This window comes from Nonomuraea sp. NPDC052116 (genome assembly GCF_040680035.1).
In the GTDB taxonomy this organism is placed as follows: domain Bacteria; phylum Actinomycetota; class Actinomycetes; order Streptosporangiales; family Streptosporangiaceae; genus Nonomuraea; species Nonomuraea angiospora_A.
The window spans coordinates 210,008-222,919 of sequence record NZ_JBFAWA010000008.1 but is presented as its reverse complement, the minus strand read 5'-3'; the positions used below and the strand labels follow the sequence as shown (position 1 = coordinate 222,919).

Sequence of the window (12,912 nt, the reverse complement as noted above, 5' to 3'; positions counted from 1 at the left end):
GCCGTTCAGCGCGGGCCGCGGTCAGAGCCAGCCGGCCTCGGAGGCGATGCGGATGGCGTCGATCCGGTTGCGGGCGCCCAGCTTGGCGACCGCCGAGGTCAGGTAGTTGCGGACCGTGCCGTAGGTGAGGAAGAGCCGCTCGGCGATCTCCAAGGGCTGGGCGCCGGTCGCCGACATCCGCAGCACCTCCGTCTCGCGCTGGGTGAGCGGGCTCTCCGGCGCCCGCAACGCGGTCATGGCCAGGGCGGGGTCCACCACCTCACCTCCGGCGGCGACCGTCCGGATCGCGGCGACGAGGTCGCCGGGCCTGATGTCCTTGGGTACGAACCCGGCGACCCTCGCATCGAGCGCACGGCGCAGCTCGCCCGGCCTGCTCAGCGCGGTCAGGATGAGCACCCGGCAGTCGGGCAGCCGGTCGTTCAGCTCGGCGGCGGCCGTGATGCCGTCCATCCCCGGCAGGTCGATGTCGATCACCGCGACGTCCGGCCGGTGACGCTCCGCCGCCACCACGATCTCCGCCCCGCTGGACACCTGGGCCACCACGTCGATGCCGTCGTGGAGGTGGAGCAGCTCCACGAGCGCCTCGCGCAGGAGGAGCATGTCCTCCGCGAGGAGAACGCGGACCACGCTCATGTGCGCAATTCGGCTCGCTGCGTCGTCACGGTCACTCAGCTTAGAGGCCCCGTTTCACAGCGTCTCCTCCTCGGCCTCGCCCGCGGCGGCGACCAGGTGGACGAGCCGCTCCACCTCGGCAGCGGTCGTGTGCGGGTTGAGCAGGGTGAGCTTGAGCCGCACGCGGCCCGGCCCCGCTCCCGGGAGCTCGGTACGGCCGACGACGGCGCGTCCCTCGTGGAGCAGGCGGCGGCGCAGCCCGGCGTTCACCCGGTCCGCCAGGGCGGAGTCCGCCGGGAGGTACCGGAAGAGGAACGCCGTCAGCACCGGATCGGCGTGCAGTTCCAGCCGGGGATGGACGCGGACGGCCGCCGCTCCGGCCCGCGCCAGATCGTGGCAGGCGTCCACGAGGCGGCCCAGGCCGTCCCTGCCGAAGGTCGCCAGCGTGACGGCGATCTTGAAGCCGTCGGGGCGGCGGGTGGTGCGCAGCGAATGCCCGAGCAGGCTGGTGTAGCCGGCCTCCTCGTCGTCGGCCGGGTTGAGGTAGGCCGCGCGCCGCTCCAACGACTCGTACGTCTCGGCCCGCCGTACCAGGAAGACGCCCGCGGCGACGGGCTGCCAGCCCAGCTTGTGCCAGTCCAGGGACACCGAGTCGGCCCGCTCGATGCCCGCCAGCAGCGGAGCCAGCCGGTCGGACAGCAGGGCGCCACCGCCGTAGGCGGCGTCCACGTGCAGCCAGGCCCCGTGCTCGGCGGCCAGCTCCGCGCAGGTTCCCAGCGGGTCGATCGCGCCCGTGTCGGTGGTGCCGGCCGTGGCGACGACGGCCATCGGCAGCTCGCCCCGCCGCACGCACTCCCGCAGCGCGGCGGCCAGCTCCTCCGGCCGCATCCGCAGCTCGCCGTCCACCGGGATGGTCACGACCGCGTCCTCGCCCAGGCCCAGCAGGGCCGCGGCGCGCCGTGTCGAGAAGTGGGCGGCGGCGGAGGCGAAGATCCGCGCCCGCGGCGCGTTCGCCGGCAGGCCGCTCCGCTCGATCCGGTGGCCGGTCGCATGACCCAGCACCCGGTCCCTGGCCAGCATCAGGCCCATGAAGTTGGACTCGGTGCCGCCGGAGGTGAGCACACCCGCGGCCGAGTCCGGGTAGCCCACCAATCCGGCCAGCTCACCCAGCAGGAGGGTCTCCAGGGCGGTGGTCGCGGGGGCCTGGTCCCAGGAGTCCTGCGACGGGTTGAGCGCGGAGATCGCCAGGTCGGCGGCCACGGCGACGGCGAGCGGCGGGCAGTGCAGGTGCGCGGCGCAGGCCGGGTCGGCCGGGTCGGCGCTGCCGGCGGCCACCAGCTCGGTGAACCGGCGCAGGGCGTCACCGCCCGGCCCGGCGAAGCCCTGGGCGACTCCCGCGAAGAGCTCGCCGGGCGTACCGGCGGGGATCGGCCCGCCACGCCGTGCCGCGCCTTCCGAGAGGGCGGTCAGCACCGTGCGCAGCAGAGGTTCCAGGGCGGCGGCGCCGGAGACGCCGCCGGACAGGTCGGGCACGACGGTCGGATGCGAAGACATGCGGGCTCCGGACGGGATGGACAAATGGACCGCGGTCGTACGGTTTCTCCTCCTCGAACGCTACTGGGACGGGCTGCTCGCCTCCTGGGCGGCCTGGGTGGTGTCGGCCGGATCGGTGCGGAACTCGGCGAGCACCTCGAACCTGCCACCGGGGCGGTGCCCCGCCGCCAGCCGCCCGCCGGTCCGCGACGCGATGCTGTCGAGCCCCGTCCCCCGCTCCCCCGGCCGTTCGGTGGCGCCGTCGTTGACCAGCCGCAGCCGTACGGACCCCGCCGCCTCCGACACGGTGATCTCGCAGGTGCGGGCCCGGCTGTGGCGCAGGACGTTGGTGACGCCCTCACGGAGCACGGCGGCCAGCGCGGTGTCGACCTCCGCCGCCAGCGGGCCCGTCCCGACGCTCGTCACAACCTCGATGCCCGCGCTCGCCAGCACCTCGCGGGCCGCGTCGACCTCGGTACGGAGCCGCAGCTCGACCCGGTTCCCGGCGATGGAGCCGAGCTCCGCCACCGCTCGTTCGACCAGCGACCCGAGGGCGGCGATCTCGGACCTGGCCCGCGAGGGGTCGGTGTCCAGCAGGCGTTCGGCCACCTCGCCCTTCAGCGCGACCGCCGACAGGCTGAAGCCCAGCACGTCGTGCAGGTCGCCGGCGACGCGCACCCGTTCGCGGCGGACCGCCGCCTCGGCGAGCTCGTGCCGCATCCGCTCGAGCACGGTGAGGAGCCCGCTCAGGCGTCCGAGGCAGTACACGAGCCACATGATCATGATGTGGCCGCCGAACTGGGAGAGCGCCGCGGCGACGTCGTCGACGAACAGGGCGCCGCTGTCCACGGAGTGGAGGAGCCAGGTGAGGTGCCCGGCCAGGACAAGCCCGGTCATCGCCCAGGAGAGCGGCGGCCGTACGTTGAGCAGCAGCTTGCCCGTGAAGACGCTGAGCAAGCGGTCCCAGGCCTCGGGGAAGACGGCGAGCGGCAGCAGGATCAGCAGGCTCTGCGCGATCAGCGCCGCCCGCGACGGCGGCAGCACCTGGAGGATGACGACGGCGGCGAGCAGGGCCGCCGCGAGAGCGAAGGCCGGCCAGTCGTAGGGGTGCGTGGGTGCCATCACCCTCAGGACGAGCACGCACTGGATGAGCAGGACCGCGAGCAGCACGTGCCGGGCCAGGCGCGGCGACTCGATCGGCGGCGGGACCTCCTGAGGAGCGGCGGCACGGTAGGCGCCGGCCGTGGCCCGCACCTCCGCTAGCGTGCGCCGCGCGAGCTCGACCCCTTCCCGAAGTTCGCGCCGGGCGAGTTCGGCATCTCCTCCGAGGTCGCGCCGGGCGGGTTCGGCACCCCGGAGGTCGCTCCGAGCCGCCCCGGGCGCCTCCTGGGCCGCCTTCCGCATCCGGAACGCGATCGCCCGCAGCTTTCCGCCGAGGACGCCGCGTAACTCCCCGTCCAGCCGCAGGCGCTCCTTGGCCAGGGCTGCCCGGGCCAGCTCCTCCCGGGTGCCGTGCACCTGCTCGACGGCCCGGACGAGCGCGGACAGGCCGAACACGATGAGACCGTCGTCCGCCGTGATGATCATGTACCCGAGGAGGGCCTGGATCTCCTCCCCGGGATAGGCGTCGTACCCGAGCACGAGGACGGACGCGCCGGCCGCGGCCACGACGAGGACGAACAGCGGCCAGGCGACCCGCCGGGGAAGAGCGCACAGGACGGCGGCGGCCACGGTCCACGGCACCCAGTCCCAGGACTCGCCGACGACCGGGAACGGCAGGAAGTAGAGCAGCACCACGGCCGCGAGGAGCGCGTACCGGACGGCCGGGCTCCAGCGCCGCACCGCCAGCGCGACCAGCGGCGGGTAAGACGCCATCGGGAGCAGCACCCCGAGCGGCCCGGCGCCGCTGTCCAGCCCGGCGAGCGCGCGGATGGAGAACAGGATGCCGAACGAGGCCCACAGCATGGCTCGGGCCAGCCGGAGCGGAAGATCGTCCGCGGTCCGCGCCACCCGGCCCTCCTCGTGAACCGTGCAAAATGCATACCCGGCCGAGTACAGCGACACTATCAGCGGCTATGCCCCCGATGTCACGATCCCTCTGCGCCGAGATCACTCCGGCGGCCGGGCTCGTCCGAGCCCTCCGAGCCCTCCGAGCACTGTGGAGACATCATGCTGAACCGACTGGCACCGGCCGTGGTCTCGGCCGTGGCCGTACTGGGCCTGGCCGGCGCGCCGAGCGCGTCCGCCGCGACACCGACCACCGCGCGGACCGCCGTCCAGCTCCAGAGCGCGTCCGCCGACGTCCTCGCGCCCGGCCCCTTCCACCGGCAGCTCGACCCGCTGGTCGGCACGTGGAAGGCCGTCAAGACCAACTACCTCCTCGGCGGCGGCAAGCCGATCGTCTCCCACGACATCACGGTCACGACGCGGTGGATCGCCAAGACCGGCGGCCGCTTCCTGGAGGAGCGGACCGAAGGGACCCTGGGCGGCAACCCCTACTACCGCCTGGGCGTCCTCGGCTTCTCCACCATCGACCGGCGCTACGAGTGGACGACCTTCGACAGCGTCACCCCCACCGCGATGACCTACCGCGGGCCCGCGCTCACCAAGCGCACCAACAAGCTGTCGCTGCCCGGCACGTTCACCGACCCCGGCGTGCTCGGCCCCGAATACGTCGGGAAGACCATCCCGATGCGGACCGTGATCACCATCAGGTCGAACGACAAGCACACCTTCGACCTGTACTTCACGCCTCCCGGCCAGTCCGAACGGCTGGTGGACCACGTCGTCTACACCCGCAGGGCCGGCTAGGAGGATCCCAGCGCGACGGGCCAGATCACCAGAAGGTACGACTCGCCGGGGCGGTTGGACAGCCGCTCCCCCCGCCGGGCGCGGCCGTGGACCTGCAGGCCGTAGCGACCCGCGCCCTGGAACGTCAGGTTGGGCGGCTGCTCGCCATCGGTGTGCATCCCCTCGATCTGCATGATCCCCGTCGTCGTGACGAACTCGATCTCCTCCACCTGCTCCCACCGGCTCACCGGCAGGCGGGGCGCCGCGGGATCCCACCGCACGTGCACGCCCACCCGGCCCTGGCGCTTGAGCGTGCGGATGACCAGCAGGTCGGGCACGGCCGCCACCAGGCCGCCGGGCAGCTCAGGCTCGGCGGCCTGGTCCTGGTAGGGGTTGCCGATGCGTAAGCCGTGCTCCGAGGCGAGGGCCGTCCCGCGCACGGGGGTGGGCGGCGGAACGGGCCTGGCCCGAGCGACACTCCCTGGCACGGGCGACGGCACCCAGGCGCGTGCGACGACTCCCGGCACCTGCTCCACCCGCCCACCACGCCCCGGCTCCCGCTCCACCCGGGCGACGCTCCCCCACTCACCCTCCGCCCGCGCAGCGCGCCCGGGCTCCTGCGACGGGAGGCCGAAGTGCCGGGCCCACTCCCGGAGATCGCGGGACTTGGCGGGCAGCCCCAGCTCCTCGGCGACCCCCACCCCGAGCCGGCGCCGGGCCTCGGGTCCGACGTCGATGGGCCACACGGTCACCAGGTAGAACTCGAACGGCACCCGCGCCACGCCGTCGTAGTCGATGTCGCGCCCGCGGGCGTGCACCCGCATGCCGTAGCGGCCGGGGCCGTGCGGAGTGAGCACGGGAAGCTCCTCGGGCAGGTCGCCCAGGAGGCCCGCCAGCCGCATCCCGCCCTCGAAGCTGATGAGCTCCACCTCCTCCACCTCGTCCCACCCCTCGGCGGCATCGGCGGGCGGGGCGTCGGCGAGCCGCACGGTGACGTCCACGACGCCGGTGTGGATGCCGGTGCGGATCACCGCCGCGCCCGGCACCGAGGCGGTCAGGCCATTGGGCACGCCGTCCACGACGGGCACGTCCCCCTCTTCTTCCCGCACCTGGATCTGGTGGTAGCTCACGTGCACATCGGCCCGGGCTGTCGTGCTCATGCGTCACCCCTTCGACGGTCGGCTGTGCCGACACTCCCAGGCGGGTCCGACAGAATCCGGGAAGGCATCAAGATTACGACTTGTTGCAGTGCTCTACAATGATGAGAAGTTTCCATAAGGTAACGCCTCCTTGAAGCGCCACACGCGGCAGCGCTCCTTCGACATGCTGTTGATCTTCTGACAGCCACGAGACAGGTGCCGGTCATGACATCCACATCCGAGGACGACGAGCTGACGTTCACCACGGGAGAGCGGGCGCACGCCGCGCTGGTGGTCGAGATCCTGGGGCCGGTCGTCCCGATGCTCGCCAAGGCCATGGGCCCCAAGACCGAGGTCGTCCTGCACAACCTGACCACGATGCCCAACACGATCGCCGCCATCGGCGGCACGCTGACCGGCAGGGACATCGGCGGGCCGGCCACCGACCTGGGGTTGCGCACGTTCAAGGCGGGCTGGACCGAGCACCTGATCGGCTACCGGTCCGAGACGGCCGACGGGCTGGTGATGCGCTCGTCGAGCGTCTTCTTCCATGCCCCCTCCGGCCGGTCGGTGGCGTGCCTGTGCCTCAACACCGACATCGGCGACCTGCAGCGGGCCGAGGAGATCCTGCGGGCGCTGACCTCGACCGACCCGGGCGCGGGCCCGCTGCTGAGCGGGCCGCCCGGCGGGCCGGCCGAGACGTTCCCGCAGACGCTGGAGAGCCTGGGCGACGGCATCCTGGCCGACGCCGTCGGCGGCGTGGGGGTGCCGGTCGAGCTGATGAAGAAGTCCCACAAGATCGCAGTGGTCGAGGACCTCAACAAGCGCGGCTTCTTCACCCTGCGCGGGGCCGTGGACCTGGCCGCGCAGCGGCTCCAGGTCAGCCGCTTCACGATCTACAACTACCTCAACGAACTCCAGGCCGAACCTCTTGACTAGATATTGAATTCCTCTACTGTGTGTTGAACATTGGAGGTGGGCATGGAGTCGGGAGGGTATTTCGACACGGCGTCCATCGGGCTGGTGCCCGAGGCCGTCCGTGCCGCGGTCGGCGCCTGCTACGACGCGATGGGACGCGGCACCCGGGGTTCGCGCGAGTGGCGGCCGGTCGTCGAGCGGGCTCACCGGCGCTACGCGGCCGAGCTGGGTGTCGCCGAGGACGGGGTCGCCTTCATGGCCAGCACCGGCGAGGCGGTCAACGCGATCGCGCACGCGGTGCCGTGGCGGCCGGGCGACGAGGTGCTGGTGCTGCGCGACGAGTTCCCGACCGTGGTCTACCCATGGCGGGGGCTCGGCGACGCCGTACGCGTGGTGGAGGTGGACGCGCTGCCCGGCGACGACCGGCTCGGCGCGCTGCTCGCGGCCATCAGGAGAGCACATGCCGAAGAGCTACACCACCCGCTGGGAGTCGTCGGTGCTCGCCGGAGCCGACGGTGTCCCCGACGCGCTCATCTCCGGTACGAGCTACGTCGTCCCCGGTTCGGGGCGGCGGCCCGTGGTGTTCCTGTTCAACGGCGGTCCCGGCGCTTCCTCGTCGCCGCTGCACATGTCGGCGTTCGGCCCCCAGCGCTTCGAGACGGTCCCGGCGGAGACCGGGCGGCGGCGGATCGTCGTGCCCAACCCCCTGTCGATCATCGACGTCGCCGACCTGGTCTTCGTCGATCCCGTCGGCACCGGGTTCAGCCGGGTGCTGCGGGAGGGCGGCGCGGCGCCGTACATGACCGTGCACGGCGACGTGGCGGCGATGCGGCACTTCATCCGCGACTGGCTGGCCCGCCACGACCGCCGGGACTGCCCGTCCACCTCGTCGGCGAGAGCTACGGCGGCCACCGGCTGGCCACGCTCTGCGCGGAGGTCGGCGACATCGACGTGGCGGGGCTCGTCTTCGTCTCGCCGCTGCTGGACGCGACGGCGTCCACCCCCGCGCCCGGCAACGACCTGCCGCACGTGCTCGAACTGCCCACGATGGCGGTGGCCGCCTGGGCGCACGGCCGCGCGGCGTCCGGCGCGCCGGACGCCGCGAAGCCAAGGGCTCACCCGCCGAGGTCACGTTCACGCTCGAGCGCGGCTCGCGGCGGTTGGAGGTGTCGTACGAGCCGCGTGGCGCCGAGGTCGCCTCCTACCGCTGGGTGCCGGCGTAGCCATCGTGGAGGTACCGGCCACGGAGCTCTGAGATCAGCTCCTCGTCCACGCCGAGCCGGTCGGTGACATAACGCCGAACGGAGCCGTGAGCCGCCGTCAGGTCGGCCAGGAAGAGCCGCATGATCTCGGCGGGGGCTCTGCCGTACCCGGGCCACTTCAGCTCCCGGCTCGGGTGGGCCGCCCGCCAGTCGGCGATCAGCCGGTCGGTGGCCAGCTCGGTCAGCGCGAAATCCCGCACGATGTCGTCTTCCGGCACCTCCAGCAGGGCCAGCACCAGCGCGGCCACCAGCCCGGTCCTGTCCTTGCCGGAGGCGCAGTGGAACACCAGCGGCTCGTCCGCCGAGGCGATGACCTCCAGGGCCTGCCGCAGCTCCGCGACCCCGTCGAGGGCGACCTCGGCGTAGCGGTCGGCCAGGAAGCGCCACGGGTCGGCGTCCGGGTCGATCTCCGCCTGGTCGTAGGGCCGGTGCTCGATGCTGAGGTTGTGATAGGCGACCCCGTCGTGGTGCGGCACCCGCCCCTTGGCCTCGATCTCCCAGGGGTAGCGCAGGTCGATCACCGTACGGACGCCCAAGCCCAGGAAGCGGTCCCAGTCCTCGCCGCCCAGCTTGGCCAGCGAATCGGATCTGAACAGCCGCCCCCACCGCACCACGCTCCCGTCGGCGGCCCGGTAGCCGCCGAGATCCCGGAAGTTGTGCAGCCGCTCGAACGCGATATGTCTTCTCACGCGGTCACTCTACGACCGCCCCAGGCCCGCGTAGTGCCCGGCGATCTCGTCGCTGGTCGTCAGCCATACGCCGTCGTGGCCGGCGATGTACTCCAGCGCCTGGTCCAGGTACTTCGCCCGGAACGCCTGGCCGATGACGAACGGGTGCAGCGCCAGCGCCATGACCCGCCCGCTCTCGGCGGACTCCGCGTAGAGCTGGTCGAACTGGTCCTTGACCAGCTGCACGAAGTCGCCGCCGCTCCTGCCGTGCATCGTGAAGATGCCCAGGTCGTTGAGTTCGAGCGAGTACGGCACGCTCAGCATCCCCGGGACGTTCAGCCTGTACGGCTGGTCGTCGTTGGTCCAGTCGAGCACGTAGCCCAGGCCGAGCTCGGCGAGCAGGGACGGCGTCCGGAACGTCTCGGTGAGCGCGGGGCCCAGCCAGCCGCGCGGCCGCCGCCCGGTGGCCTTCTCGATGGTCTCGACCACGTCGGTCAGGTAGGCGCGCTCGTCGCCGACGTCGACCTGGAGCGTGGAGTTGTTCTTGCCGTGGGCCAGCCACGCCCAGTCGCGGGCGTTGCCCGCCTCGATGATCTGGGGGTACCGCTCGCACACGTCGGCGTTGAGCAGCACGCTCGCCCGGATCCCGTGCCGGTCGAGGACCTCCATCACGCGCCAGATCGCCACCCGCGGCCCGTAGTCGCGCCAGCCGTAGTTGAGCGGGTCCGGCACGAGTGCCGCGGTCGCCTCGTTGATGCTGGTGGAGGGGCGGTCGACGGTGAAGTGCTCCACGTTCAGGCCGACGTAGAAGGCGACGCGGGCACCGCCCGGCCAGCGGATCGGCTCGCGCCCGACGATCGGGCTGTAGTCGAACAGCGTGTTCTCCATCATGTTCCTCCCGCAAGGGCCCCTGAAGGGGCTGTCTGCCCATGAAGGTAGAAATTGCGGGAGTCCGTCAGGAGGGCCGAAGGCGTCATCGGGTGGGCCGAAGGCGCCACTTCCGCTGGGAGTTCATGGTGAGCAGCACGACGGGGGACGACACCGCGAAGGGCACCGTCTCGCCCCATCTGACCCGCCTGCTGGTCAGGGCGGGCATCGCGGCGGGGCTGGACCGCTCGCGCCTCGCCGGCGTGCCCGGCCTCACCGTCCTGGACGAGGACGGGATCCGCATCCCCACCGCCACCATCCTGCGGGTCTGGGAGCTGATCTCCGGCTCGGCGTGGCAGACGGGCGGCAGCAACCGGGTCATGGAGCTGTGGCGGCCGGGCGGGCTGGGCGTGTGGGACTACCTGTTCGCCGTCTCCGGCACCCTCGGCGACGCGTTCCAGGTGGCCTCCCGCCGCCTCACGGCCATCGCCGACCCCGCCGACCGGCTCGCCGTCACCCGCGACGACGACGGCGGGGTGACGGTCAGCTGGCAGGGGCCCTACCGCGACCACCCGGACTACCCGATGATCGCGGAGTTCGCGACGTACATGATGCTCGTCATGGCGAGCTCGGGGGCCGGGCGGCGGATCACGCCCGTACGCGTCCACCTGCCGCACCGCTCGCCCGCCGCGCCCAGGGAGCTGATGGAGCTCTTCGGCACCAGGCGCGTCGAGTTCGAGACCGGCGAACCGTCGATCACGTTCGCCCGGGCCGACATGGAGGCCCCGCTGCCGCGGGCCGACCCCGCGCTCGCCGCGATCCTGGACGACCACGCGCGGCTGTCCGTCGTCACCGCCCGGCCGGTGCTGGGCTGGCTCGACCGCTTCCACGCCGTGCTCGAGTCCGCGGTCGCCGGCGGCCCGCCGGGCCTCGACCAGGTGGCCGCGCGACTGGCCATGAGCCCCCGGACCCTCCAGCGCCGCCTGCGCGACGAGGGCACCAGCTGGCGGGAGGAGCTGGAGAGCCTGCGCCGGCGGCGGGTGGACCGCCTGCTGCGGGAGACCACGCTCAGCGTGGAGTCCATCGCCGCGCGGGTCGGCTTCACCGACTCGCGGGCGCTGCGGCGGGCCATCCACCGCTGGTACGGCCACGGCCCCGCCGTCATCCGGGCCGGCGGCCCCACGTAGCCCACTCCGCGCGGACGGCCGGAGATGACCGGCGTCCCTGATCAACGGCTCGGGCCAATGGACAACGTCACCGTCTGGCTGGTCATCGACGGGCCCCGTAGTCAGGGATCGCTGGCAGACGTCCAGCAGCGCGAGAGGAGAGCAAACGTGAGATCACCTTCGAGGCTGCGCCGTGCGGCGGTCGTCCTGGCCGTGAGCGGCGCGGTCGTCACGAGCGGGTTGACCGCCGGCGCGGCCCGCGCCGACGTCGACCCGTTCGGAGGGTTCGACCCCGGCTCCGGATTCCTGCCGTCGGACGACTCGGGCGGCTTCAACGTTCCCGGCCTCCCCGGCATCCCGAGCATTCCCGGCATCGGGGACATCGGATCCGGGCCCGCCCGGAGCTCCGGCGACGACAGCCCTTCCTTGTCCTTGGAGGAGCCCGAGAGCGGCGGGGACACGCCCACCGGCACGGGAGACCAGCCGGGTCCGGCCACTCCGAAGACGTTCCCGAAGACCAACGGGGGGTCCAAGCTTCCCTCCTGGCTCGAACGGGTTCTGGAGCGTGGCGCGAACGCCGCCATCGACCGGTACATCGTCGGCCGGCCGGGAAGCGGCCAGCCGCAGCGTCCCTCCCAGGGCTCCCCGGCACCGGCTCAGCGCGGCACGCCGGGCCAACCGGCCCAGCAGGCTCCCCAGGCCCGGCAGGACTCGTACGGCCGCCAAGGCTCGTACGGCCAGGACGGCTCGTACGGACGGCAGGGCTCCTACGGCCAGGACGGTTCGTACGGGCGGCAAGGCTCGTACGGGCGGCAGGTCATGCGGTTGCGGCCGAGCCTGCAGCGGCAGACCTGCCGCGTCCCCGCCTACGTCCGCCTGTACGGGACGACGGCCCGCACGGGCAAGTTCACCCCGAGGTTCTACATCGGCGGCGACAACCTCGGCAAAACACTCGTCCTCGGCGGCAACGCCTACCTGGCGCCCTTCGGCGACAAGCTCGCGAAGAGCAGCACGGCCGAGTACGCCTTCCTGTCCGAGTCGGGCGACGAGCTCCTCAACCGGCAGCCCACGGTCGCCAAGAACACCGTCCTGGAGGACCGCACCAGGTACGCCGCCTCCTTCCTGACCAGGGGCGTCCGGTACATCGTGATCGTCCGGTACGTGAACACCTGCGGCGAGCCGGTCGTCGACATCCTCGGCAAGGTCAAGGTGGGCTGACGATGAGACTCACACGCCCGCGCCGCCTGCTGCCCGTCCTCGCCGCGCTCGCGCTGATCACCGGAGGCGGAGCCGTGGTGACCGGCCCGGCCCGCGCCGACGTCATCGACCTGTGGTCGGACCCGGAGGAGCCCAGCTGGTACGAGGACCTCTATGACGATGACACGGAGGACGAGCCCGTGACCGAGGAGGAGGAAGAGAGCCAGCGGCCCTCCCCCGGACCGACCCCCCTGAGGCCGCCCGACCCCGCGACGGCCGACAAGGAGTTCCACCTGGCCGTGGACACCGCGCTGGACCTGCTGGAGCGCCGCCCCCGCTGCAACAGCTTCGTCACCGGTCTGGACAGCCCCGGCGGCGAGAGCGCCCTGTCGATCCTGCGGGCGATCTGGAAGGCGCCCAGGCTGTTCGACCTGTACACCAAGCACGGCACGCCCGCGCCGGACGGGCGCCTGCCGTACGCGGAGTCGACGACGGGCCGCGGCTCGGCCGGAACGATCTACCTCTACCAGGAGTGGCACCAGTCCAGGCCGCAGCCGGTGCAGTACAACAACGACGACGGCGGCAGGCCGCTCGACCCCGACGAGTGGCGCACGCTGGTCCTGCTCCACGAGCTCGCCCACCTCACCGGCGCCATGGCAAGCCACCGGACCGAGGCGGGGAACACGAAGAACACCTACACGATGAACGAAGGCATCGTCCTGACCTGCCTGCGGGGCAAGGGCAGAGGGTAGGAAGCCGG

12 protein-coding genes and 1 pseudogene are annotated in these 12,912 nt (G+C 72.5%); 7 read left to right on the top strand and 6 right to left on the bottom strand.

Annotated elements, in window-relative coordinates; translation table 11 throughout:
- Positions 1 to 21: 21 nt before the first annotated feature.
- From AB0L65_RS17695 to AB0L65_RS17685, 3 genes are read right to left on the bottom strand one after another with little or no spacing between them, the layout of a single operon-like run.
- The gene (locus tag AB0L65_RS17695) at positions 22 to 627 is read right to left on the bottom strand and encodes a response regulator transcription factor (protein ID WP_364246657.1); all 606 of its coding nucleotides are present in this window, start codon (positions 625 to 627) and stop codon (positions 22 to 24) included.
- A 60-nt stretch (positions 628 to 687) separates the two neighbouring features.
- Positions 688 to 2,166: a pyridoxal-dependent decarboxylase gene (locus AB0L65_RS17690; protein ID WP_364246275.1), complete on the bottom strand. Its 1,479-nt coding sequence runs from the start codon at positions 2,164 to 2,166 to the stop codon at positions 688 to 690.
- A gap of 60 nt (positions 2,167 to 2,226) precedes the next feature.
- The gene (locus tag AB0L65_RS17685) at positions 2,227 to 4,155 is read right to left on the bottom strand and encodes a histidine kinase (protein ID WP_364246272.1); all 1,929 of its coding nucleotides are present in this window, start codon (positions 4,153 to 4,155) and stop codon (positions 2,227 to 2,229) included.
- 159 nt (positions 4,156 to 4,314) lie between these two features.
- Here AB0L65_RS17685 and AB0L65_RS17680 point away from each other — a divergent pair, with 159 nt between their 5' ends.
- Positions 4,315 to 4,956, top strand: a complete 642-nt coding sequence (locus tag AB0L65_RS17680; protein ID WP_364246269.1) for a DUF1579 family protein — start codon at positions 4,315 to 4,317, stop codon at positions 4,954 to 4,956.
- Here AB0L65_RS17680 and AB0L65_RS17675 read toward each other — a convergent pair.
- Complete coding sequence (locus AB0L65_RS17675) at positions 4,953 to 6,095, bottom strand: hypothetical protein (RefSeq protein ID WP_364246266.1); 1,143 nt, start codon at positions 6,093 to 6,095, stop codon at positions 4,953 to 4,955. The genes AB0L65_RS17680 and AB0L65_RS17675 overlap by 4 nt on opposite strands.
- 204 nt (positions 6,096 to 6,299) lie before the next feature.
- Between AB0L65_RS17675 and AB0L65_RS17670 the strand changes: the two genes are divergently transcribed.
- The 3 genes and pseudogenes from AB0L65_RS17670 to AB0L65_RS17660 all read left to right on the top strand — a co-directional run bounded on the left by AB0L65_RS17670 (position 6,300) and on the right by AB0L65_RS17660 (position 8,247).
- Complete coding sequence (locus tag AB0L65_RS17670; RefSeq protein ID WP_350731748.1) at positions 6,300 to 7,013, top strand: PAS domain-containing protein; 714 nt, start codon at positions 6,300 to 6,302, stop codon at positions 7,011 to 7,013.
- Between the two features lie 42 nt (positions 7,014 to 7,055).
- Positions 7,056 to 7,364: pseudogene (locus AB0L65_RS17665) on the top strand (aminotransferase class V-fold PLP-dependent enzyme); the annotation flags it as partial.
- A gap of 88 nt (positions 7,365 to 7,452) precedes the next feature.
- Positions 7,453 to 8,247, top strand: coding sequence for a hypothetical protein (locus AB0L65_RS17660; protein ID WP_364246263.1), 795 nt, complete (start codon positions 7,453 to 7,455; stop codon positions 8,245 to 8,247).
- Here the strand turns inward: AB0L65_RS17660 and AB0L65_RS17655 are convergent.
- A complete protein-coding gene (locus AB0L65_RS17655; RefSeq protein ID WP_364246260.1) occupies positions 8,194 to 8,943 on the bottom strand; it encodes a tyrosine-protein phosphatase in 750 nt (249 codons plus the stop codon). The two genes, AB0L65_RS17660 and AB0L65_RS17655, sit on opposite strands and share 54 nt — an antisense overlap.
- A gap of 9 nt (positions 8,944 to 8,952) precedes the next feature.
- Complete coding sequence (locus AB0L65_RS17650) at positions 8,953 to 9,813, bottom strand: polysaccharide deacetylase family protein (protein ID WP_364246258.1); 861 nt, start codon at positions 9,811 to 9,813, stop codon at positions 8,953 to 8,955.
- Between the two features lie 89 nt (positions 9,814 to 9,902).
- Here AB0L65_RS17650 and AB0L65_RS17645 point away from each other — a divergent pair, with 89 nt between their 5' ends.
- The 3 genes from AB0L65_RS17645 (at position 9,903) to AB0L65_RS17635 (ending at position 12,904) form a co-directional block, all read left to right on the top strand.
- Positions 9,903 to 10,976, top strand: coding sequence for an AraC family transcriptional regulator ligand-binding domain-containing protein (locus AB0L65_RS17645; protein ID WP_364246255.1), 1,074 nt, complete (start codon positions 9,903 to 9,905; stop codon positions 10,974 to 10,976).
- Positions 10,977 to 11,123: 147 nt separating this feature from the next.
- Positions 11,124 to 12,173, top strand: coding sequence for a hypothetical protein (locus AB0L65_RS17640; protein ID WP_364246253.1), 1,050 nt, complete (start codon positions 11,124 to 11,126; stop codon positions 12,171 to 12,173).
- Between the two features lie 2 nt (positions 12,174 to 12,175).
- Positions 12,176 to 12,904 carry a hypothetical protein gene (locus AB0L65_RS17635; protein WP_364246250.1) on the top strand — a complete coding sequence of 243 codons (729 nt, stop codon included), beginning with the start codon at positions 12,176 to 12,178 and terminating at the stop codon, positions 12,902 to 12,904.
- Positions 12,905 to 12,912 lie beyond the last annotated feature (8 nt).